Consider the following 22,540-nt stretch of genomic DNA (forward strand, 5'->3'; position numbering starts at 1 on the left):
GACCGCGTACCAGCCACGCGCGGGGCCTTGCCAGCGCACACGTAGATTGGATATTCACGGGCCTTCGGCTTGCGCAGTTTCATCCAACCGGTACAATTCATTTCAGTCCTGAGGAGCGCTGCGACGATCCCCGGCTGCCCTTTGCGGGCGCCAGGCGGGTTGCCAGGCTCAGGAATCTCACCAGACGTCGCCAGAGGCGGCGTCCAGCAACGGCGCTCACCTTTGTCGCGGCAGGCGGTAAAGGCGGGCGCCTTTTTCATGATCAGGTGTTCCGTACGGCTGTCCGCGGCATGCGTTGCCGTTGATATTTTGGAGCACTGATTACATGACTACCACCACTGATTATCTCGTTGCGGATCTCTCGTTGGCCGGCTGGGGCCGCCGCGAACTGGCGATCGCCGAAACCGAAATGCCCGGCCTGATGGCCATCCGCGAGGAATTCGCCGCCAGCCAGCCGCTCAAGGGCGCGCGCATCGCCGGCAGCCTGCACATGACCATTCAAACCGGCGTGCTGATCGAAACGCTGGTTGCGCTGGGCGCCGAAGTCCGCTGGGCTTCGTGCAATATTTTCTCGACGCAGGATCACGCAGCGGCCGCCATCGCCGAGGCCGGCATCCCCGTGTTCGCCGTCAAGGGTGAGACGCTCGAAGAATACTGGCAGTACACGCACCGCATTTTCGAATGGCCCGAAGGCCGTCACGCCAACATGATCCTGGATGACGGCGGCGACGCCACGCTGCTGCTGCACCTGGGCGCCCGCGCCGAGAAAGACGCGTCCGTGCTGGACAAGCCGGGCAGCGAAGAAGAGCGCGTGCTGTTTGCGGCCATTAAGGCCACGCTGGCGCGCGATCCCAAGTGGTATTCCACGCGTCTGGCCGAGATCAAGGGCGTGACCGAGGAAACCACCACCGGTGTTCATCGCCTCTACCAGATGTCGCAAAAGGGCGAGCTCGCCTTTGCCGCCATCAACGTCAACGATTCGGTCACCAAGTCCAAGTTCGACAACCTGTACGGTTGCCGTGAATCGCTGGTCGACGGCATCAAGCGCGCGACCGACGTGATGGTCGCCGGCAAGATCGCCGTGGTGGCGGGCTATGGCGACGTGGGCAAGGGCTGCGCGCAGGCGCTGGCCGCGCTGCGCGCCCAAGTCTGGGTCACCGAAGTCGACCCGATCTGCGCGCTGCAAGCCGCGATGGAAGGCTACAAGGTCGTCACGATGGAAGAAGCCGCGCCCATGGCCGACATCTTCGTCACGGCGACCGGCAACTATCACGTCATCACGCGCCAACACATGGAGGCCATGAAAGACCAGGCCATCGTGTGCAATATCGGTCACTTCGATAACGAGATCGACGTCGCCAGCATCGAAGACCTGCAATGGGAAGAGATCAAGCCCCAGGTCGATCACGTGGTGTTCCCCGACGGCAAGCGCATCATCCTGTTGGCCAAGGGCCGTCTCGTGAACCTGGGCTGCGCCACCGGCCACCCCTCGTTCGTGATGTCCTCGTCCTTTGCCAACCAGACCATCGCGCAAATCGAGCTCTTTACGCGCAACGACGCATACGAGCGCGGCCAGGTCTATGTGCTGCCCAAGCATCTGGACGAGAAAGTCGCGCGCTTGCACTTGAAGAAACTCGGCGCCAACCTGACCACGTTGCGTCAGGATCAGGCCGACTACATCAACGTGCCGGTCGAAGGCCCCTTCAAGCCTGCGCACTATCGCTATTGATCGTGTAGCACAATAGGTGGATGCTTAAGGCTGTGCCGTGTCATCGTGGGGTGCTCTCGCGGGTCCCATGATCATGGCACGGCGCCGTTCCATCTGGCCGTTGTACCTGAGGGTGTAATGGGTTCTGCCTGCCAGGGCGTTTTACCGGAGAGACCACGATGACTTTGATCTTAGTTTGGCTGTTGAATGCGGTAGCGTTGCTGATTGTGGCGTACCTGTTGCCCGGCATCACTGTGGTGGGCTTCGGGTCGGCGTTGATCGCGGCCCTGGTGTTGGGCTTGTTGAACATGTTGGTCAAGCCGGTGCTGGTCTTGCTGACCTTGCCCATCACGATTGTCACGCTAGGCCTGTTCTTGCTGGTGCTCAACGCGCTGCTGTTCTGGCTGGCGGGGTCGATCTTGAAGGGTTTTCAGGTCAATGGATTCTGGTGGGCGGTGGCCGGCGCGTTGTTGTATAGCATCATCTCGGGCCTGCTCTCGCGCCTGATTCCCTGATTTGATATTCCTTTTTGATTTCTGATGACTGGACCTAATACTGCGGCTCTGAGCCTGGAGTTTTTCCCCCCGCGCGATATCGCCGCTCAAGAGCGGTTGGTACGCACGGCCAAGCAGCTGCTGGCGATTCAGCCACGTTATGTGAGTGTGACGTTCGGCGCGGGCGGGTCCACCCGCGCCGGCACGGCCGATACGGTGCGCATGCTGCAAAACCTCGGTTGCGATGCTGCGCCGCATTTGTCTTGCATTGGTTCGACCCGGCAGGATCTGCGCGAGATTCTGACGGCCTATCGTGATCAGGGCGTGCGTCGGCTGGTGGCGTTGCGTGGGGATCTGCCCTCGGGAATGGGGGGCGATGCGGGCGAGCTGCGTTATGCGGCGGATCTGGTCGCGTTTATTCGTCAGGAAATGGGCGATGCGTTTCACATCGAGGTTGCCGCCTATCCGGAAATGCACCCTCAGGCTTCGAGCCCGCAGGCGGATCTGGATCACTTCGTGACCAAGGTGAACGCCGGCGCGAATGCGGCGATCACGCAGTACTTCTTTAACGCGGATGCGTATTTTGATTTTGTTGATCGCGCGCAGAGTAAAGGAGTGACGATCCCAATCGTGCCGGGGATTATGCCGATTACCAACCATACGCAGTTGGTGCGGTTCTCGGAGATGTGCGGGGCGGAGATTCCGCGCTGGATTCGGCTGCGGTTGGCGGAGTTTGGTGATGACAAGGCGTCTATCCGCGCGTTTGGCGTGGATGTGGTCAGCCAGCTTTGCCAGAATTTGCTGGATAACGGGGCGCCGGGCTTGCATTTTTATACGCTGAATCAGGCGGATGCGGCGTTGGCGATCTGGCGGGAATTGGATTTGTAATCGCGTGAGTGGTTTGGGCTCGGGGGTGTCCTCCGGGCTTGGTTCTTTAGACGCCGCTGACCGGGGTGCGTGGGCCGCGCGGGCCAGATCGCCACGGCTCGGCCCACGAGCAGGGGCCTCGGCCTCGCTGCGCGAGGCTTCCCGTGGCTCAACAGGCCCGCGCGGCCCACGCACCCCGGTCAGCGGCTCGCAGCGTGGAAAACCCTCATGCACTAACGCAGCATGAACGAGCCTATGACGCCGCCGGTCGGCGCGCTCGGTCCTAACAAGGGTGGCTCGGGTACCCATCCATCTGGGGTCAATATCGCGTCCAGACGTTCATCATGGGCGGCCGGAACGTACTCGTCTTCCAAAAAGCCCTCATTCCATGCAATACCGATACTGGTGAAGGCGTGTCCGGTCTGGCGCAGATCCGCCAGCGTGCGGTCATAGTATCCGCCGCCATAGCCGAGGCGATCCGCCTGCAGTGTGTACCCCAGCGTGGGCACCAGCACGACGTCGGGACGCACGACGGGGCGATCGGGCGAGGGTTCTTGTACGCCCATCGCGCCACGCTGCAGCGCGTCGCCGGGCACCCAGGCGCGAAATTCCAGCGGCGCATCCGGTTCACGGATGGCGGGCAGCGCGACAGAGATGCCGGCTTCGGCCCATTGCTTCAGTAAGGGCCGCAAATCCGGTTCTCCCGTCAGGGGCCAGAACGCCGCCACGGTGGCGGGGGCCGCGTTGCCTTGTTTGCTGGCCTGCTCGCGCACCGCGTTCAGCCAGGTAAAGAGGCGACCGCGCATCAAGAGCGCGCCCCGGCTGCGCTGCGCCTCCGGGATCTCGGTGCGGGCCTGGCGTAATCGCGTCCGTAACGCGACTGCGTTATTCTGTGCAGTATTTTGATCGTTCATGCGGGTCGGTGATGCAGCAGTGGCTTGAATCCAGACGTTATCAGAAATCGGCGACCGCGGAGTCTCGTCGCGCGCTGACCGCAGGCACGGGGGATCGGCGTTTCAGGCGGTGGTTGCCTGCGCTGGCCTTGATCACCGTGGCCTGTTCCTCTGTCGACGCGCAACAAAAGCAAGTGTCGGCCGCTGGGCCCGCACAGACCTCGTCGGCCAGGCTGCATGTGCCGCCTGTCAAACTGGCGGGCTTGCCGCCGACGGCGCAAACACCCGCGTTCCAGGCCGTGATGGCGGCGCGCGAGGCGTACGAGCGCAAGCAATGGTCCGCGCTAGGCATGGTGGCGCCGCAGGCGCGCGGCGATGTGCTGGCCGATTATCCGCAGTTCTGGCTCTTGAATTACCAGGTTTGGAACGCGCCGGCGGCGCAGTTTCCCAAAGCCGAGGTGCAGCAGTTCCTGCGAGAAAAACAGAATACGTATCTTGGTGAGCGCCTGCGTGGCAATTGGATACTCGCCGCCACGCGCCGGGGTGATTTCGAAACTGCGCGTGAGCTGGGCGAGGTGCCCGAGGCCGGTTCGCAGACGCAATGCGCCATGCTCGAAGCCCGGCATATGACGGGCCAGCGCGCAAAGCCGCACGAGGCGCTCGCCGTCTTCAAGCCGGGTACGGATTGTTGGAACCTCTACGATCAGCTGGTGGCCGACGGCGTGCTGGGTTGGGAGCATCTACAACCCCAGCTTCGCGCGGCCATCGAGGTCAATGAGCTCGCGCACGCGCGCAAGTTCGCAGCCTATCTTTTCGAACCCCAAGACCAGAAGACCTACGACGCATTGATGAAGAGCCCGATGAAATGGCTCACGCGTCAGGATCACCAGCGTATTGGCCGTAACGAAAAAGAGCTGGTGGCGATCGCGCTTGCACGGTTGGCGCGTCAGGATCTCGATGTGGGAGACAGCTATCTCCAGCGCGAATGGGCGTCGCACCTGACCAAGTCGGACCTGGCTTGGGTGCGCAGTCAGTTTGCGTTGATTGCTGCGCTGAATCTCGATAGCCGCGCGGATGCCTGGTATCGCCAGGCTGGCAACGCGGTGGAGCTGACCGAGTACAACGCCGCATGGCGGGTGAGGTCGGCACTGCGTCAACCCAAAATCGACTGGCGCTGGGTGGAAGACTCGATCAACCACATGCCGAAATCCCAACAAGAAGAACCCGTTTGGATCTACTGGAGAGCCCGCGCCGACGCCGCGCGCGGCCGTCATGAACAGGCGCGTCGCGGCTATGCCAGCATTGCCGATCAATACAACTTCTATGGCCAACTGGCCGCCGAAGAACTCGGCCGCAGCATCACGGTGCCGCCACGTCCGGCGCCCCTGACGGATGCCGAGATGCAAGAGGCCCGGGCCAACGCCAGCCTGCGCCGCGCGGTGCATCTGTTCCGCCTGGGGTGGCGTTCGGAGGCGGTGGGAGAGTGGAATTACGCGCTGCGTGGCATGTCCGATCGTCAGCTGCTGGCCGCCGCCGAGCTGGCCCGTGCCGAAGACATTTACGATCGAGTGGTCAACACCTCGGAGCGCACTCGCAACGAGGTCGACTTTACGCAACGGTATATCGCCCCGTTCGAGGGTCGTGTCACCGCGCAAGCCAACTCGATCGGATTGGATCCGGCATGGGTGTATGGCTTGATCCGCCAGGAATCGCGATTCATCATGGATGCGCGCTCGCATGTTGGGGCATCGGGACTGATGCAGCTGATGCCCGCCACCGCCAAGTACGTGGCCGGCCGGATTGGCATGGCAGACTTCACGCCCGCTAGCGTCAACGATTTTGACACCAACACGATATTGGGCACGAACTATCTGAATATCGTGCTGCAGGGTTTAGACGGCTCACAGGTGCTGGCCAGCGCGGGATATAACGCGGGCCCCGGGCGCCCCAAGACGTGGCGCGCCAAGCTCTCGCATCCCGTGGAAGGCGCGATATTCGCCGAGACGATTCCGTTTACGGAGACCCGTCTGTACGTTAAACACGTGCTGTCTAACGCCACCTACTACGCCGCCATGTTCTCCGGGCAACCCCAGTCTCTGAAGGCGCGCCTGGGCGAAATCGCCCCGCCTGGCGTTGTGCGGACTGCGGAGAGTCGGTGATGGTCGCGAGTTCTTCCTCCGCAGGGTCTGTGGCCGCCGCGGTACAGGGTTTAGCGCACGACGACACCGTCAGCGGCCTGCAGGTGTACATCGTGGGCGGTGCCGTGCGCGATGCGCTATTGGGTCTGCCCGCGGGCGACCGTGACTGGGTGGTGGTGGGCGCGGCCCCCGAGGAAATGACCCGTCGCGGCTTTATTCCGGTAGGCGGCGACTTTCCGGTGTTTCTTCATCCACGGACCAAAGAGGAATACGCGCTGGCTCGTACCGAGCGCAAATCCGGCCGTGGCTATAAAGGATTTACGTTCTACACCGGCGTTGATGTGACGCTTGAGCAGGATCTGCAGCGACGCGACCTTACGGTCAATGCGATCGCCTGCACACCGGATGGCCAACTGCAGGATCCGCTAAACGGCGCGCGCGATCTCGAAGCGCGCGTGTTGCGCCATGTAGGCGAGGCCTTTGCCGAAGACCCGGTGCGGATACTGCGCCTGGGCCGCTTCGCCGCGCGGTTCGCTGAGTTCCGCGTCGCTGACGAGACCATGGCGCTATGCCGGCGCATGGTCGAAGACGGCGAGGCCGATGCTCTTGTGCCGGAACGCGTATGGAAAGAACTGTCGCGTGGCCTCATGGCGGCGACACCGTCGCGCATGTTGGATGTGCTGGCACAATCCGGCGCGCTGGCGCGCGTGATGCCGGAACTGCAGGAGGTGGCGATGGTCGGCCAGGATCTTGATCGCGCCGCGGCACGCGAGCAACCTCTGCCCGGACGCTATGCCTTGCTCTGCCGTCTGACGCCGGAACGTGATGCTTTGGCCCGGCGCCTGCGCGTGCCGGGCGAATGTGCCGATCAGGCGCGTTTGCTGCCTTCGATGTTGGAGGCGTTGCACGCGGTCGATGCCGAGGACCAACTGGGGCTGATCGAGCGCACCGACGGACTACGCAAGCCCGAGCGGTTCCTGGCAATGCTCGATGCCGCGACGGTGGTGGCCACGACGAACGCTGACGCGTGGCGCGCCCGGTTGGACGAGGCGCGCGGGGTCGATGCAGGAGCGATCGCCAAGCAGCACAGTGGAAACCCTGGCGAGATTAAAGCAGCCGTACGCGCCGCGAGGTTGCAAGCGCTGCAGTCGCTGCGGCATTAAGCCGCCGTATTCGCTGTAGAGCGCAGTTCAGTATGCGCTGCAGAACGCAGCCCGCCTATACCCGGCTTGCCTATAAGGTTGAAAGTCTGTCGCCGCGCGCGAATCCCAGCAGCGCGGTTTCGACTCCACGCCCTACAGCCAGCACTTTGAACAGCTCCCCCATCTCCGCTTCGCTGAGAAGCTTTTGCACCGGTGCGACGGCCTGCGCGTAGCTGCGCACGTCGGTCGGGTCGAGCTGCGCCAGCAACTCGGCCAGACCCGCGTTCATCAAAAACCGCGCTTGCGAGGTATAGCCCAGCACCTGCATGCCCGTCTCAAACGCGGCGTCCGCCATCGCGGTGAAGTCCACGTGCGCGGTGATGTCCTGCACGCCCGGCGCATAAAACGGATCATCATGCGCGTGATGATGCAGATGGCACATCAGCGTTCCGCCCGCGCGCTGCGGGTGGTAATACTCGCGACGAGGAAAGCCGTAGTCGAACAGCAAGGCAGCGCCTTTTTCCAGCCAGCCGCTCATACCGCGCATCCAGGCCTCGGCTTGGAGGTTGATCTCTGACACATAACCGGCCAAAGGCGGCATACGCGCCGCTACCGCGCGTGCAAGCTCAGGCCCCGCAGTGCGCTCCTGCCAACAAAACGCGCCTTGCGCATCGAGTGCGACACCCCGCTCCAGCACATCGCCATCCTCGCTCCAGCGAAACACCGACACGGGCATGGCGTCCAGCACTTCATTGGCGAGCACGCAGCCGGAAAAAGCCCCTGGCAAGGCGTCGAACCACTGTACGCGATCACCAAACTTCGCTAGCCGCGCCTGCTGACGAGCGCGCAGATCCGCCGAGATCTCCATGATGCGATATTGCACATCCGGCAGCAGCTCATCGAGCGCGTTGAGTACGCTCTCGGCCAGTGCCCCGGTCCCGGCGCCAAACTCCAGCACCGTGTGCGTGTCAGTCGCGGAAAGAATCTGCGCCACCTGCCGGGCCACCGACTGCCCAAACAGCGGTGTCAGTTCCGGCGCAGTCACAAAATCGCCCTCTGCGATCGGAATGCCGCGCGCATCGGTGGCAGCCGTGGAAGCAAGCTTGACCGCGCCGGCCGCGTAATAACCCAGGCCCGGCGCGTAGAGCGCCTGTGCCATCCATTGGTCAAAGGGCAGCCAGCCGCCCGCCGATTCAATCGCGAGGCGCAAATGGGCCGCCGCGCGGGCGCTGTGGTTCGCGCTGTCCGTATCCAAGACAGGCAGTGAGGAAGACGTAGTGCGTTGCATAGTCGCTATTGTCCCATGGTGACGGCATGCGATACGAAAGCTATGCCCACGCGTCATTGGAGACGGAAATGCTTGCGACGCTCATCCCAAACGAAACGCCCGCCGAACCCGTCATGGAACGGGCAGGGCGGGCGGTGTGTGCTTTACAACGGGTTGCTTGCGTCAGGACTTCCTGCGTAACACCCCGATGTCAGTCGCGGATTTGGTCGCGACGTGCGCCAGCGGGCTTGTTAAAGCGCTTGGCCGGTGCGCCGTCGCGCGAGGCGAACGGCTTGGCCGACGGGCGGAAACCGCTGGGACGACGGTCGGCGCCGCGGAATTCACCTTCGGCACGGGCACGCGGGCGGAACTCGCCACGAGGTTGGAATTCGCCGCGAGGCTGGAACTCACCGCGTTGACCTTCACGCTGCGGGCGGCCGGCAAAACCGGCAGTCGGACGCGAGTCGCGTTCAGCACGCCAGTCGCCGCGAGGCGCACCAGTACGGGCGGGACGGAATTCGCGATCGCCAGCAGGGCGCTCGTCACGACTGCGCCATCCGCCTTCACGCGGTTGGAAATCGCCACGAGGACCGGCCGCACGCGGCGCGAACTCACCGCGCGGCTTGAACTCGCCACGGGGCTTGAATTCGCCGCGAGGCTGGAACTCACCACGGGGCTTGTGCTCGCCACGGGCTTGGAATTCGCCACGGGGCTTGAACTCACCGCGCGGTTGGAATTCGCCACGAGGCTGAAAATCGCCACGGGCACCGCCTTCGCGAGCGCCTTCACCACGCGGGCTGTATCCGCCACGGCTTTCGCGGAACGGACGGTCACCACCGTGACCACCAGGACGCTTGCCAAACGGCTTGCCACCCCGGCCAGCACCAGCGCCGGTCGGACGCGGCGTGCGCTTCGGTTCCAGACCCGCGATGATTTCGGGGGTGATGGATTGACCGATGTAGTGCTCGATGCGGCGAACTTTATGACGCTCGGAATGCGTAGCCAGCGTGAACGCCTGACCATCACGGCCAGCACGACCGGTACGACCGATACGGTGCACATAGTCCTCGGCCTGCATGGGCAGGTCAAAGTTCACGGCATGGCTGATGCCTTGCACGTCGATACCGCGAGCGGCCACGTCGGTGGCCACCAGGATACGCAGCTGACCGCGTTGCAACTGAGTCAGCGTGCGAGTGCGTTGACGCTGGTTCATGTCGCCATGCAGCGCCGCGGCGGCAAAGCCTTGATCGGCCAAGCGATCAGCCAGGTCGTCGGCGCCACGCTTGGTCGCGGTAAACACAATGGCTTGATCCAGCTTCGCGTCACGCAACACGTGATCCAGCAACTGCATCTTGTGGCTCGCATCGTCCGCGTACAGCAGGCTTTGCGTGATATTCGTGTGCTTTTCTTTGTGGCCGGTGATCTCGATGCGTTGCGGCTCGCGCATCATCTTTGCAGCCAGCTTGGCCACCGTGCCATCGAGCGTGGCCGAGAACAACAGCGTCTGACGATCTTCCGGCAGACGCGAGACGATGGTCTCGATGTCCTCGATAAAGCCCATGTCCAGCATGCGATCGGCTTCGTCCAGCACCAGCGTGTGCACGGTGCTCAGTTTGACGCGACCGGCCTTCAGGTGATCCAGCAGACGGCCCGGGGTGGCGACCAGCACGTCCACGCGACGCGACAGGGCCTTCAATTGGGCGCCGTAGGGCATGCCGCCTACGACCGTGGCGGTACGCAGACCCGGCAGATTGCGGCCATACGAGGCGGTGGCTTCGGTCACTTGCAGCGCCAGTTCACGCGTCGGCGTGAGCACCAGCACTTGCACGCCCACGCCCTTGTTGCCAGGCTGGCCCGCGATGCGGTTCAGCGCGGGCAGCATGAAGGCGGCGGTTTTGCCGCTACCGGTTTGCGAGGACACCATCAGGTCGTGGCCGGCCAGCGCTTGCGGGATGGCCTGAGCCTGCACCGAGGTGGGCGTGGTGAAACCGGCTTCTTGCAGAGCCGACAGAAGAGTGGGGGTTAAACCTAGGGATTCAAAAGACATTACTTGTCCTTACCGCAAATGCGGCGCATGTGCCGGGTACTGCCGGGAATATGCGGCGAAGTCCGGACGACGGTTGATGGAGCATCGGGCCGACCGGATCAACCGTGCGCACGGCGCGTTTTGCTACAACGCGAGGCGGAAGGAAAGGAGGTCAGGAATCGATGGTGTTCGGCATGAGGCCGGGCTTAATTCCCGACGATGACTGCGAATACCAATGGCGCTAAAACGCGCATGAATGCCGAAACAATTTGTGCAGTCCGAAGACTATAACGCGAATTCGCCCTGACGTACAGTCTTTTGAGATTTTTCCGTCGTCCAGTCAATAGGGGGTTTTCCCTGGTCCGCCAGCCAGGCATTGACCCGGGCGAAATGCCCACAGCCCAGGAAGGGGACAGGCGGACGGCGCGCCGACAGCGGCGAGGGGTGATTCGCCGTCAGCACCAAATGCGGGCTGTGGCTTGGCAGCAACGCTTGTTTTGCCTGAGCATGCGCGCCCCAAAGCAGAAAGGCCTTGGGCGTCGGATCCTCTGCCACGCACCGGATCAAAGCATCCGTCACGGTCTCCCAACCGCGCTTGGCGTGCGACGCCGGCTGGCCGTCTTCGACGGTCAGCGAGGTATTGAGCAACAGGACTCCTTGGTCCGCCCAGCGCGACAGATCATTGCCCTGTGGCATGGGCGTGCCAGGGAACTCGGCCGCGATTTCGTTAAAAATGTTCCGCAGGCTCGGCGGGCGTTTGCAGTCGTCGGGGACGGAAAACGCGAGCCCTTGTGCCTGGCCCGGGCCGTGGTAGGGATCCTGGCCCAAAATCACGACGCGCACCTCAGATGGCATCAACGCGGCGAGCGCGCGAAAAGGCGTGGCGGGGTACACCACCGCACCGTCCGCCAGTCGGGATTCGACATGCGCAATCACCCGCGATAACGCCTCGGCGACCGGCGGTGCGTCCAGCGCGGATCTCCAGGCAGCGTCCAATTGCCGGGCTTGCTTGGCCAAGGTGTTGCTGATCAATCGATTGTCGTGTGCCATAACGCGATTTTGGCATACCGAATGCTGGCCCACGGGCCACGGGAGATGGGCGAGCCGGGATTGCCCGGAGTCAGGTATGCCCATGACTAGGCCAGCCAAAATAGGACAGGCTAACCACCGACAGAGTCCCTCCCAACGTTGGCAAGAAAGTTTTTGCCGGTGGGAGTAAAGTAATCACAGCGATCAATGCTAGTTTGGCGGCGCGTACGCGGGCGCCAGACAAATTTTTTTGGAATACGAGTATGAAGTCCCGATTTTGGCGCGCGGCGGCGGTAGCCGTCGTGCTGGCGACCTGCAGTGCTCAAGTCGTGGCCGGTGGGCATCGTCATTACCACGGCTCGCGATATTACGGTGGCGCCGGCTGGTGGGTGGGCGGTGCGCTGCTGGGTGCCGGAGTTGCTCTGGCGCTAAGCAGCGGTCCGCGTTATGCCTATAGTGGCGTGACCTACGTCTCGCCGCCGGTTGTCTATCCGGGGCCGACTTATGTGGCTCCGGCTTATGTCGCTCCGTCGTATGTGGCTCCCTCCGTCACCTACGTGACTCCAGCCCCCGTGGCGACATACGCGCCACCGCGGCTGGCCGTGGCCCCCTCGAGCTTGAATGTGGTGGCCTATCCCGCCAAGGGGCAAAGCGAATCGCAGCAAATGCAGGATCGCCAAGCCTGCGAAAACTGGGCCATGAATCAAAGTGGCCTGAATCCGAACAACATTACCGAATACACGACCACGGCGTCGGCGGACTCTTACACGCGCGCGTTGGGTGCCTGCTTCAAGGGGCGCGGCTACAGCATAAATTGAGGCGGCAATGGCTCGGCGGGTGGACGCTTTGGAGGCGCGCGCCTCCAAAGCGCTAGCGATGAATTAATAAGAGCGAATTCGCCATACGTAATTCATCGCTGACCGGGAGGCCTGACTCGCGGTCCAGATTTGCCGACGCAGTATCGACGCCGCGTCGGCAAAGCCGAGATCACCGGATTGGCAACGCGTACATCAAACCGCCTTGCGTCCACTGCGCATTCAGGCCGCGAGGGATTTTCAGCGGGCTGGCTTCACCGACGTTGCGATCGAAGCTTTCGCCGTAATTGCCGACCTGCTTGATGATGTTGTAGGCCCATTTCTCATCCAGGCCGAGATTCGCGCCCGCGCCTGGTGTGACGCCCAAAATACGCTTGATATTGGGATTCTGGCTTTGTGTTTGCTCGTCCACGTTGGCAGACGTGATGCCGTATTCCTCGGCCTCGATCATTGCGTTCAAGCTCCAGGACACGATATTGCGCCAGCCATCGTCGCCCCGGCGCACGAAGGGCCCCAACGGCTCCTTCGAGATGATCTCGGGCAGCACGATGTAATCATCCGGATTTTGCAGCTTCGAAATGCGGATGGATGCCAGACCCGATGCGTCGGTGCTGAATACATCACAACGGCCCGCGGCGAACGCATTGACCACCTCGTCAAAGGTCTCGATCACGACCGGCTTGTACTCGACATTGTGCGCACGCGCCCAGTCGGCCATGGTGTTTTCGTTCGACGTGCCGGTTTGCATGCAAATCGACGCGCCATTCAGCTCCGTGGCGCTTTTAACACCGAGCGCCTTGGGCACGAGAAAGCCCTGGCCGTCATAGAAGTTAATGCCAGCGTGAGTAATGCCAAGCGCCGTGTCACGCTGTTGTGTGACGGTCGTATTGCGCGTGAGTACATCGACTTCGCCCGACTGCAGCGCGGTGAAGCGCTGTTGTGAGTTCAATGGGACGACCTTGATCTTGTTCGCATCGCCGAATACCGCCGCCGCCACCGCACGGCAAAGGTCCACATCCAGACCTTGCCACACCCCCTTCGCATCGGGCGCGGAGAATCCCGCGAAGCCGGTCGTTGTGCCACAGCGAACCTCGCCGCGCTTTTGCACCACATCCAAGGTCGCGGCTTGTGCGCCGGCTAGCGCTCCCAGCGTCAGTGCCGCGCCGACCACGCTTTTTGTTATGAGTTTCATGATGAGCTTCTCCGTCTAGCTTGGGCCGGATAGCGTTGGCCCGTATTGGTATTCGATCCTACAGATTACCGGGCACTTCATGGCTTGCCAAATTACCAGCCGGAATAAGCTTGCATGTCGCGCCTGCAGCCTTCGCGCAGGCAGTGGCTCTAATCGGTTGGCGTGGCCGAAAGCGCGCGAATCAATTGTTCCCGATATTGCGGCAGCACAGCGCGTACCCGGTCTAGCCTGGCTCTCCATTCCGGAGGCTCCGTCCCAGGGACGATGCGAGGCGCGGCCCATACCGCATCGGGGAAATGCCGGTCACCGCGCCAACGCGGAATCACATGCCAGTGCAAGTGCGGCACCATATTGCCCAAGGAAGCGAGGTTCACTTTATCCGGATGGAACACCTCGCGCTGGATCTGCTCCACGATATATACCGTGCGCATCATCAGGTCGCGTTCGGACAGAGACAAATCTGTCATCTCCGCGTGATGTGCGTTCCAGACAACGCGCGTAAATCCGGGATAGTCGGCGTCTTCGACTTCGATTACGCGCAGTCGTGGGCCGCGCCAAAGCACAACGCCGCCGTCTTGTGCGCAGAGAGGACAATCGAAATCACATGCAGTCATGGCGTCAAAAATAGCGTCGAGTTCGTTGATTGGGAGAGATGCCTGGCGTGCTTAACTGCACACTGACGGCAATGGATGTGACTATAGCCTGCAAGAGGAACCGGAGGCTCCTTTTATATGGAACATCTCACCATCCCCTGTTACTCACGAGTGGCTGGATTAATCTTCATATCAAGGACACTTCATGACCACTCCCATTAGCCTGAGCAGCACCTGGGGCGACATACAGCAGACGATTCAGAGCTACGTCGCCCCGTTTGCGTCCAATGACGCTGCGGTGCGCGAAAGCTACAACGCCAAGGTTACCGAGGCTTACGTCGAATTCGTGAGAAAGGCCAAAGAGTTCCACGATAACGAGCAGTGCTTTGGCGAAGACCTCGCCCGCGAGGCGTTTGAAATCCGTAATGCCATCAAAGAGGCTCACCAGGCGCAAACCTACTGGCTGGGACGCGCCGCGATCTTCGTGCGCAATGTCTTTACATACGGTTCTGGCAACGCCACGTTCGAAAGCCTGAGCAAGAAGAAAAACCCCGAAGAGCTGGCTTACTCGGCGTTCAGGACCGACGGCCGTGACCTGGGTTTGAAAGGCAACGAGCTGGCGGACGTTCTTGGCACGTGGTATGCCATCAAGGATGTCAGCACCCTCTATCCGGAAGACATCACTCGCGCGATGGTCGCAGCGTTCAAGGCTCAGCCCCTGGACAATATCAATCCGAATCCTATCCTCGCCGCTTACAGGCCGCCTGCCACGGCGAAACCGGTGAAGCTAGAGCAGCCGCGGGAGACGGTGGCCGAGCGACTGGTTGCGCAGTTCATGATGAAAGACGAGCAGGAAAAAGCACCCGCGGTACTCTCCAAGGATGCGCTAATGGCCACGATCAAGCCCGCGCACCACCGCGACTACGCGTCGTACATGTAAGACCCGCTTGTAAGCGTGCAGCCCCGCGCGCGACTCTGCCGAAGCAGGCCGGGTCGTGCGCGGTTTTGTTTTTGTTTGCCGATTAAACGATCAAGCAGAAAGTCCATTCATCGCCAACCTTACAGCCAAGGCAATCATGATGAGCGCAATGACGCCATCAAGTACCCGCCAGGCCTTCGGGTTGGCAAAGTAGGGCGCAAACACACGTGAACCCACGCCCAGCACGATCAGCCACAACACACTGGCCGTGACGGCCCCGGCGGCGAACGCCAATCGAGCCTCGTCAAAGCCATGCGCCAAAGACCCCAACACCATAATGTCCAACCAAAAGTGGGGATTCAAGAGCGTAAAGCCCGCTGCGGCCAAGAGTGCCGCCGACCGAGAGGGCACGGCATGTTTCGCGGCCACCAATCCGCCCTCGGCGCGAATCGCACGGCGCGCGGATTGAATCGCATACCACGATAGAAACAGTACGCCGAACCAAAGCACTGCATGCGTCAGCCACGGGAACCAGCTGACGACGGCTTGCAGGCCCCACACGCTGGCAAAAATACAGATGCCATCCAACAGCGCGCAGATCGCGAGAATGCTGAGCAGGTGTGCACGCATCAAACCCTGACGCAGGATGAAGGCGCTTTGTGCGCCCACGACCGCGAACAGACCCAGCCCGGTGGCCGTGCCGCTGGCCCAGGCAGAAAACGTGGCAGGGGTAGAGATGAGCGAGAACATAACTGCAAGCCGAATTAAAAATTACGCCGCAAAAGGGGCGGCGGGATGGCTGCCATTCTGGACCATTCTCGATATGAAATGAAGCTAATTTAATTTAAGCTGATTTAGAATTACTTAATCGTCACATATAGGTGTTCTCATGCGAATTGACCATGGCCATCTGCGCGCCTTGGCCGCCGTGGTGCGCGAAGGCACGTTCGAGCGGGCGGCGGCCGTCCTGCACGTCACGCCGTCCGCGGTCTCGCAACGCATCAAGACATTGGAAGAGCGCATGGGCCGCTTGCTGGTACAGCGTACGGTGCCAGCGGTGGCGACAGCAGATGGACAGGTACTGGTGCAGCTGGCCGAACAAACCGCCTTGCTGGAACACGATGCGCTAGGACGCCTGGGCCTGGATGGTGACGCGGCGCCACAAGTCAGTTTGACGGTGGCGGTCAATCACGACAGCCTGGAAACCTGGTTTATGGAAGCGGCACGCCAGTTCGCCAGCCGCAGCCGGACAACCCTCGAACTGCAATCCGAAGACCAGGACCATACTGCCGCGCTGTTGCGTAACGGGACCGTGCTCGGCGCGGTCACGGCCATGGGCGATCCGGTGCAGGGCTGTCGGGTCCACGCCTTGGGCAGCATGCGTTATGTGGCCACCTGCACGCCCGCGTTTCACGAAAAGTATTTTTCGTCGGGCGTGAGTGCCCGCACCTTGGCGCGCGCGCCGGTGCTCGTGTTTAACCGTAAGGACGCCATGCAGGCGCGTTTTGCGCGCAAGGTGATGGGCGACGAACCCTGGCAGCCACCGGTGTGGTGGTTGCCTTCATCGCGCGCCTTTGTGCAGGCGACGCTGGACGGGCTGGGTTGGACGATGAATCCATTGCCGCTGGTGCAGCAGGCATTGCAAGCAGGTGATTTAGTCCCATTACGCCCGCGCGCCACGGAAGACGTGCCGTTGTATTGGCAACATTGGGGGGTAAACTCAGAGGCTCTAAAGACTTTGACCGATTCGGTTCTGGCTGCTGCCAAGGCGGGCGGCTTGATCCGACGGCGTTAATCGTCAGCGCCGCATAGCGCTGATCAGTTCTCGGAGACGTATACATGAATTTCCGTCAGTGGGCGCTAGCTGCCACATTGGGTTTGTCCTCCATCGCGTCGGCTTGGGCGCACGATTACACCATCGGGCAGATTCGCGTCGATCATCCGTGGGTGCGTGCCACCGCGCCGGGTCAGGCCAATGGCGCTGGCTATATGGAGATCAAGAATTCCGGCGCCAACGCCGATCGCCTGCTATCGGTGAATTCGGATGCCGCCGCACGCGTCGAGTTGCACACCATCGAGACCGAGAACGGCGTGGCGCGGATGCGCCACGTGCCGGACGGAATTGCCGTGCCCGCCAATGGCGAGGTCAAGCTCGCCCCGGGTGGCTATCACGTGATGTTCCTGAATCTAAAGCAACCCTTTAGCCAGGATGGCGAAATTCCGGCCACGCTGAAATTCGAAAAAGCGGGCGAGGTGGCCGTGAAATTCCATGTCATGCCGATCGGTCACATGCAAAAAGGCGAGCATGATCACAGCTCGCACTCGATGAAGCACTAATTCAGGCGTAGTTCCGGGTGCCAAAAATGGCGCTGCCGATACGAACCTCGGTGGCGCCTTCTTCGATGGCGATTTCGAAATCGCCACTCATGCCCATGGACAGTCTGTCGAGCTCGACGCCTTCGATGGCTTCCGCTCGCAGACGGTCGCGCAAATCGCGCAGCGCGCGGAAACACGCGCGAACGGCCTGCATGTCATCGGACTGCACGGCCATCGTCATCAGGCCCTTCACGCGCAGGGCCGGGCATTCGCTCGCGAGCGTACGTAGAAACGCGGCGGCCTCCTCGGGCGGCAAACCATGTTTGCTGGGCTCGGGCGAGGTCTTGATCTGAACCAGCACGTCCAGCTCGCGGCCTTCCGTGTCGAGGCGACGCTGCAACGTGTGAGCAAGCTCCAGACGATCGAGCGACTGGACCTCGGATGCGTCGCGCGCGGCGTCTTTGGCTTTATTGGTTTGCAGGTGTCCGATCATGACCCATTGCACCGCCGCGTCGGATAACGCTTCGCGCTTTTGCCGGATCTCCTGCGTTTTGTTCTCGCCAAATCGGGTGTAGCCCAGCGCGATGGCTTCGCGCACGGCTTCGGGTCCGAATGTTTTGCTGACAGGTAAAAGGGCGACGCTGCCGGCCGGGCGCCCGGCGCGGGCGCAGGCGGCGTCGATACGTTGCTGGATACGGGCCACGCGGGCCGACATCGTGTCCTCGATATTCATCGGAATGTGCTGACTGTGTCGAAAACACGATGATAAACGTCCCGGCGGCACCTCGTGGTTCTACCTCCACGGGCTCGCGTTGACCCTGGGCGGGGCCAGGCATAGAATCGTCGGGCTTTTGTTCCTGTATCCGTGCGCTACGTCATTGGTCGCCGGATTTTGCGCCGGCAGCCCGGCGCCCACTTTTTCGGCTATTTCGCTCCATGTCGCTCGCCGCACCCAACTACGCGTTCGCCGCGCCCTTTCAGAACCCGCCCGCCTCGCCTATCCGTTCGCTGATGCCTTACGCTTTGCAGCCGGGCAACATATCCGTCGCGGGCGGCTATCCCGCCCAGGAGTTGTTCGACGTGGAGGGTCTGAACGCCGCGGCCGAGCAGGTAGCGGGTCGTCTGGGCAGCTGTTTGCAGTATTCCAATATCGACGGACAGGCGAGCCTGCGGCATGCGTTGGCGGCCTTGACCGCCGAGCGGGGGCTGATTTGCGACCCCGACACGGAATTGGCCGTCACGGGTGGTTCGCAACAGGCGCTGGCCTTGGTGAGCCGCGTGATGTTGCAGCCGGGCGACCACGTCATTATCGAAAGCCCGGCCTTTCCCAACTCGGTGCAGGCGCTGCGCTATACCGGTGCCACTGTGCATACCGTGCCGTCGGGGCCGGATGGCGTGGATATCGACGCGCTGGATGAAATGGCAGCGCGGATCCGGCCCAAGATGGTTTGCGTGGTGGCTTCGTTCTCCAACCCCTGCGGCGCCACGATCAGTCGCGAACGCCGTTTGCGTCTGTTGGAGCTGGCGGTCAAATACCAATTCCTGATCGTGGAAGACGATCCCTACGGCGAACTGCGCTTTGCTGGCGAGAGCGTGCCCCCGATCGCGGCGCTCGCCGAGGGCGAGGCGCGGCAGTGGGCGGTGTATCTGTCCACGATGTCCAAGACCATGGCGCCGTCCTTGCGTATCGGCTGGCTGGTGGCCCCGGCCGAGGTGCGCCGCCGCTGCGTGGGCGCAAAAGCAGCGGACGATATGGCGTCCTCGGCCTGGATCCAGGAAATCGTGGCGCAATACCTGGCCGATGGTCGCTACACCAAGCATGTGCCGCGTATCCGCGCCGCCTATGGGGCGCGCTGCGACGCGATGGCGCAATCGCTGCGAGCATCGCTCGCCGACCGCATCGTGTTCAGCCAACCCGAGGGCGGCATGTTTTTCTGGGCGCGGCTAAATGGCGATATCGACGCCACGCGACTTTTGCCCTACGCCATCGAACACGGGGTGGTTTATGTGCCCGGTAAAGTGTTCTACGCGGATCCCGAGCAGGCCGATTTGTACGCAATGCGCATGTCGTTTGCCACCATGAACGAAGCCCAGATCGCCGAAGGCATGGCGCGGCTCGGCCGGGCGCTGGAAGCCTGCGAGGCCAATGCGCCGGTGTCGATCACGTTGCCGTAACAGCGAGATCGGCGCAGCCGCGGCTGACCGGGCCAGCCTCTGGCCTTTCAGCACACCGCGCGTCAGCCTACTGCTTGCGCCGATACAACAGCGAGATTTTCGCAAAGGCGATTTGCAATTCACGTGTGCCGCCCTGGAACACCACGGGGCGGCCGCGCTGGGTAAAGACCACCAGACGTTTGGAAAAGAGCAGCGGCACGAATTTCGCGTAGTGCATCTCGTCCCAGGTCACCGCGCGTCGCGTGATCCAGGTCTGATGCAGCCCCGCCTCGTCAATCGTGGTGACGGATCGCTGCATATGCCACGTCACTAGGGCGAGGCCCACGAAACACAGCAGCACAATCCCGGCGGCGGTGGCGCTGATCTGTTCCGGCGGCAGGCGGATGGCCGTCAGCACGATCTGCAAGCCGATGACGCCGAGAATGACCCACGCCAGGATGCGTACCCAGTCAGGCCAGGCCTGGCCGGATAAGGGCAATGGACCGATTTCGCGTAACAGCGCCTGGCGCTCTTCGAGCGGGGGTATTGCAGTCAGAGGATGCATAAGTTCTACCGTCAGGCCGTCCGTTTAGCCGCGATGGCGTTGCCCGCGCGGCTGCCGCTGGCGCGATTCAGATTCGCCGCCATCCACTGCCCGATATCGACGACTGCATCGAAATCGACGCCGGTTTCGATGTCCAGACCGCGCAGCATGTACAGCACGTCCTCGGTCGCCACATTGCCGGTGGCCCCGCGCGCGTAGGGGCAGCCGCCCAGCCCCGCCACGGAGGTATGGAATATAGCGATCCCCGTCTCCAATGCCGCGAGAATATTGGCCAGCGCCTGCCCATAGGTGTCGTGGAAATGGCCAGAGATGCGGGCCGGATCGACGACTTGTGTGACGGCGCTCATCACTTCCCGCACACGCTTGGGCGTACCGACACCAATCGTGTCGGCCACGTCGATCTCATCGCATCCCAGGGCAAGGTAGCGCCGCGCCACGTCGACGACGGCGGCCACCGGGACCTCGCCCTGATACGGGCAGCCCAGCGCGCAGCTGATGCTCCCGCGCAAGCGCAAGCCCGCCGCCCGCGCGGCCTCGGCCACGGGCTCGAAACGCGCGATGGATTCGGCGATGGAGCAGTTGATGTTTTTGTGGGAGAAGGCTTCGCTGGCCGCGCCAAAGATCACGACCTCGTCGGCTCGGGCGGCGATGGCGCCATCCAGCCCTTTCATATTCGGCGTCAACACGGAGTAGATGACACCCGCTTTGCGCTGGATCCGCGCCATGACATCGGCCGCATCGGCCATTTGGGGCACCCACTTGGGCGACACGAATGACGTGGCCTCGATGTTTGGAAACCCAGCGGCGGTCAGCCGGTCGATCAGTTCCACCTTGATATCGGTGCTGATGAGCGATTTCTCGTTCTGCAGGCCATCGCGGGGCGAAACCTCGACGATCTTGGCGCGGGATGGCAAGCTCATGGCGTTTCCTATGGGGCGGCGCATCGTGGCGTGATGCGATTGGCTAAATCGGCAATGACGCGGGCGCATGACTCGGTCAATGATCGAGAAATCATATCGCAGTCGATTGGCACAGCGGTGGATGGTGGGTCAACGCGGTGATCCTCGCCCGTCCGGCGCATGGGCGGAGACGCACTGTCGGTGCCTCCGCGTTCGCGCTATTACGACTTTACGACTTCAACCGCTGAAAACGGCCGCCCTCCAGGCGTGCAATGTGACCTGCCAGCTCCAGTTCGAGCAGCTGTGCGGTCAAGGTCGGAATGTCCTGGCCGGTGCGTTCCTGTAATACGTCCAAATGCAGCGGGTCATAGCCCAGCGCACGCAATAAGGGCGTGTCAGAAGGGTCGGAGGCGTCCGTGTCGGTGTGTTCAGGCGGCGGTGCGTCCTCGTTGTCGGACGTTGCGGGCGATTGCGAAGACCGAGCCACCGATTTCGTTTGCCCACGAGCGCGGCCCCGCGTCGAAGCGGCCGGTCGGCCGCTGTCGGCTGAGCGGCGTGACCCGCCCAGTTCATCGGTGATGTCTTGCGCGGTCTCCACGAGCTTGGCGCCCTGGCGGATCAGTGCATGACAGCCGCGCGACAGGGGCGAATGGATGGATCCTGGTATCGCGAACACCTCTCGGCCGCTTTCGCCCGCGAGACGCGCGGTAATCAGCGAACCACTTTGACGGGCCGCTTCTACGACGAGTACGCCGCGCGCCAGCCCGGCCACGAGGCGATTACGCGCGGGGAAATGGTGTGGCAGGGCGCCCATGCCCAGCGGCAATTCGGATACCAATGCGCCATGCTCGGCGATACGGTGCGCGAGGTCGCGGTGGCGCGCCGGGTAAACACGGTCGATGCCCGTGCCCATGATGGCCACCGTGCCCGCGCCCTGGGGGCCGGCCTGCAGCGCGCCTTCGTGCGCGGCCGCATCGACGCCCTGCGCGAGGCCACTGACCACGCACCAGCCTTCGCCGGCCAGATACTGAGCAAAGGCGCGCGCGTTCTCGCAGCCGCCCGGCGTGGCGTTGCGCGCGCCCACCACGGCCAACGCGGGCCGGCTGAGATAGCCAGGGTCGCCGTTCACGTACAGCAGCAAGGGTGGGTCCGCGATGGTGAGCAGGTTCTGCGGATATTCTGCGTCCGCGAGCGTCAGGATGGTGTGCCCGGGTTGATCCACCCATTGCAGCGTGCGCTCGATTTGTTCCTGTACTTCGGGCGGCGTGCTGGCGGCCAGTTGGATAGCCAGCGCTTGGGGCACCACTTTGGCCAGCGCCGACGCGCCGAGAGAATAGATGTGTTCGGGCAAACCGAGCGTGGACAGCAGCGGGTAGCGCAGGGCGGGCGTGAGGCCCGGCTCGAGCGAAAAACGTAACCAGGCGGATAGCTCGGCAGGAGAATGAGTAAGCGGCATGGATCAACGAATGGCCCAACGAACGGATAGTGTCGCATGACGCATCCGGACGGTCGGGCGGAGATGG

The 22,540-nt window shown here is 62.5% G+C and carries 21 protein-coding genes and 1 riboswitch; of the genes, 10 read left to right on the top strand and 11 right to left on the bottom strand.

What is annotated here, in order from left to right:
- Nucleotides 1-104: 104 nt before the first annotated feature.
- Nucleotides 105-225: riboswitch (S-adenosyl-L-homocysteine riboswitch) on the top strand.
- Between the two features lie 100 nt (nucleotides 226-325).
- The 3 genes from ahcY to metF all read left to right on the top strand — a co-directional run bounded on the left by ahcY (nucleotide 326) and on the right by metF (nucleotide 3,090).
- A complete protein-coding gene (gene ahcY, locus GOQ25_RS07655) occupies nucleotides 326-1,729 on the top strand; it encodes an adenosylhomocysteinase (protein ID WP_160349870.1) in 1,404 nt (467 codons plus the stop codon).
- A 158-nt stretch (nucleotides 1,730-1,887) separates the two neighbouring features.
- Nucleotides 1,888-2,223: a phage holin family protein gene (locus GOQ25_RS07660; RefSeq protein ID WP_160349871.1), complete on the top strand. Its 336-nt coding sequence runs from the start codon at nucleotides 1,888-1,890 to the stop codon at nucleotides 2,221-2,223.
- Between the two features lie 24 nt (nucleotides 2,224-2,247).
- A complete protein-coding gene (metF, locus tag GOQ25_RS07665) occupies nucleotides 2,248-3,090 on the top strand; it encodes a methylenetetrahydrofolate reductase [NAD(P)H] (RefSeq protein ID WP_160349872.1) in 843 nt (280 codons plus the stop codon).
- Nucleotides 3,091-3,302: 212 nt separating this feature from the next.
- On the opposite strand, the gene GOQ25_RS07670 is transcribed toward metF, so the two are convergent.
- Nucleotides 3,303-3,983, bottom strand: coding sequence for a 5-formyltetrahydrofolate cyclo-ligase (locus GOQ25_RS07670; RefSeq protein WP_160349873.1), 681 nt, complete (start codon nucleotides 3,981-3,983; stop codon nucleotides 3,303-3,305).
- An 11-nt stretch (nucleotides 3,984-3,994) separates the two neighbouring features.
- Between GOQ25_RS07670 and GOQ25_RS07675 the strand changes: the two genes are divergently transcribed.
- Nucleotides 3,995-6,121, top strand: coding sequence for a lytic transglycosylase domain-containing protein (locus GOQ25_RS07675; RefSeq protein WP_160349874.1), 2,127 nt, complete (start codon nucleotides 3,995-3,997; stop codon nucleotides 6,119-6,121).
- Nucleotides 6,121-7,263: a CCA tRNA nucleotidyltransferase gene (locus GOQ25_RS07680; protein WP_160349875.1), complete on the top strand. Its 1,143-nt coding sequence runs from the start codon at nucleotides 6,121-6,123 to the stop codon at nucleotides 7,261-7,263. The genes GOQ25_RS07675 and GOQ25_RS07680 overlap by 1 nt, the downstream gene beginning before the upstream one ends.
- A gap of 70 nt (nucleotides 7,264-7,333) precedes the next feature.
- Here the strand turns inward: GOQ25_RS07680 and GOQ25_RS07685 are convergent, their stop codons facing one another.
- The 3 genes from GOQ25_RS07685 to GOQ25_RS07695 all read right to left on the bottom strand — a co-directional run bounded on the left by GOQ25_RS07685 (nucleotide 7,334) and on the right by GOQ25_RS07695 (nucleotide 11,585).
- Nucleotides 7,334-8,530: a class I SAM-dependent methyltransferase gene (locus GOQ25_RS07685; protein WP_160349876.1), complete on the bottom strand. Its 1,197-nt coding sequence runs from the start codon at nucleotides 8,528-8,530 to the stop codon at nucleotides 7,334-7,336.
- Between the two features lie 190 nt (nucleotides 8,531-8,720).
- Nucleotides 8,721-10,556, bottom strand: a complete 1,836-nt coding sequence (locus GOQ25_RS07690) for a DEAD/DEAH box helicase (protein ID WP_160349877.1) — start codon at nucleotides 10,554-10,556, stop codon at nucleotides 8,721-8,723.
- 264 nt (nucleotides 10,557-10,820) lie between these two features.
- Nucleotides 10,821-11,585, bottom strand: coding sequence for a uracil-DNA glycosylase (locus GOQ25_RS07695; protein ID WP_160349878.1), 765 nt, complete (start codon nucleotides 11,583-11,585; stop codon nucleotides 10,821-10,823).
- Nucleotides 11,586-11,827: 242 nt separating this feature from the next.
- Between GOQ25_RS07695 and GOQ25_RS07700 the strand changes: the two genes are divergently transcribed.
- Nucleotides 11,828-12,382, top strand: coding sequence for a hypothetical protein (locus GOQ25_RS07700; protein WP_160349879.1), 555 nt, complete (start codon nucleotides 11,828-11,830; stop codon nucleotides 12,380-12,382).
- Between the two features lie 169 nt (nucleotides 12,383-12,551).
- On the opposite strand, the gene GOQ25_RS07705 is transcribed toward GOQ25_RS07700, so the two are convergent.
- Nucleotides 12,552-13,571: an amino acid ABC transporter substrate-binding protein gene (locus tag GOQ25_RS07705; protein ID WP_160349880.1), complete on the bottom strand. Its 1,020-nt coding sequence runs from the start codon at nucleotides 13,569-13,571 to the stop codon at nucleotides 12,552-12,554.
- A gap of 149 nt (nucleotides 13,572-13,720) precedes the next feature.
- Nucleotides 13,721-14,185 (bottom strand): HIT family protein, encoded by a 465-nt coding sequence (locus GOQ25_RS07710; protein WP_160349881.1) that lies wholly within the window; start codon nucleotides 14,183-14,185, stop codon nucleotides 13,721-13,723.
- A gap of 184 nt (nucleotides 14,186-14,369) precedes the next feature.
- On the opposite strand from GOQ25_RS07710, the gene GOQ25_RS07715 reads away from it, so the two are divergent.
- Nucleotides 14,370-15,104, top strand: coding sequence for a hypothetical protein (locus GOQ25_RS07715; protein WP_160349882.1), 735 nt, complete (start codon nucleotides 14,370-14,372; stop codon nucleotides 15,102-15,104).
- 90 nt (nucleotides 15,105-15,194) lie between these two features.
- Here the strand turns inward: GOQ25_RS07715 and GOQ25_RS07720 are convergent, their stop codons facing one another.
- The gene (locus GOQ25_RS07720) at nucleotides 15,195-15,833 is read right to left on the bottom strand and encodes a LysE/ArgO family amino acid transporter (protein WP_160349883.1); all 639 of its coding nucleotides are present in this window, start codon (nucleotides 15,831-15,833) and stop codon (nucleotides 15,195-15,197) included.
- A gap of 139 nt (nucleotides 15,834-15,972) precedes the next feature.
- Between GOQ25_RS07720 and GOQ25_RS07725 the strand changes: the two genes are divergently transcribed.
- The gene (locus GOQ25_RS07725; RefSeq protein ID WP_160349884.1) at nucleotides 15,973-16,878 is read left to right on the top strand and encodes a LysR family transcriptional regulator ArgP; all 906 of its coding nucleotides are present in this window, start codon (nucleotides 15,973-15,975) and stop codon (nucleotides 16,876-16,878) included.
- Nucleotides 16,879-16,922: 44 nt separating this feature from the next.
- Nucleotides 16,923-17,420, top strand: coding sequence for a copper chaperone PCu(A)C (locus GOQ25_RS07730; protein WP_160349885.1), 498 nt, complete (start codon nucleotides 16,923-16,925; stop codon nucleotides 17,418-17,420).
- Between the two features lies 1 nt (nucleotide 17,421).
- Here the strand turns inward: GOQ25_RS07730 and GOQ25_RS07735 are convergent, their stop codons facing one another.
- The gene (locus tag GOQ25_RS07735; RefSeq protein ID WP_160349886.1) at nucleotides 17,422-18,132 is read right to left on the bottom strand and encodes a YggS family pyridoxal phosphate-dependent enzyme; all 711 of its coding nucleotides are present in this window, start codon (nucleotides 18,130-18,132) and stop codon (nucleotides 17,422-17,424) included.
- 203 nt (nucleotides 18,133-18,335) lie between these two features.
- On the opposite strand from GOQ25_RS07735, the gene GOQ25_RS07740 reads away from it, so the two are divergent.
- The gene (locus GOQ25_RS07740) at nucleotides 18,336-19,574 is read left to right on the top strand and encodes a PLP-dependent aminotransferase family protein (protein WP_160349887.1); all 1,239 of its coding nucleotides are present in this window, start codon (nucleotides 18,336-18,338) and stop codon (nucleotides 19,572-19,574) included.
- Nucleotides 19,575-19,641: 67 nt separating this feature from the next.
- Here GOQ25_RS07740 and GOQ25_RS07745 read toward each other — a convergent pair whose 3' ends face one another.
- The 3 genes from GOQ25_RS07745 to dprA form a co-directional block, all read right to left on the bottom strand.
- Complete coding sequence (locus tag GOQ25_RS07745) at nucleotides 19,642-20,118, bottom strand: hypothetical protein (protein ID WP_160349888.1); 477 nt, start codon at nucleotides 20,116-20,118, stop codon at nucleotides 19,642-19,644.
- A gap of 11 nt (nucleotides 20,119-20,129) precedes the next feature.
- A complete protein-coding gene (locus tag GOQ25_RS07750; RefSeq protein WP_160349889.1) occupies nucleotides 20,130-21,038 on the bottom strand; it encodes a hydroxymethylglutaryl-CoA lyase in 909 nt (302 codons plus the stop codon).
- A 208-nt stretch (nucleotides 21,039-21,246) separates the two neighbouring features.
- On the bottom strand, nucleotides 21,247-22,473 hold the full coding sequence (gene dprA, locus GOQ25_RS07755) for a DNA-processing protein DprA (RefSeq protein ID WP_160349890.1): 1,227 nt from the start codon (nucleotides 22,471-22,473) through the stop codon (nucleotides 21,247-21,249).
- Between the last annotated feature and the right edge of the window lie 67 nt (nucleotides 22,474-22,540).

The sequence above is a fragment of the Bordetella sp. 15P40C-2 genome, assembly GCF_009763235.1.
GTDB lineage: Bacteria > Pseudomonadota > Gammaproteobacteria > Burkholderiales > Burkholderiaceae_B > Bordetella_A.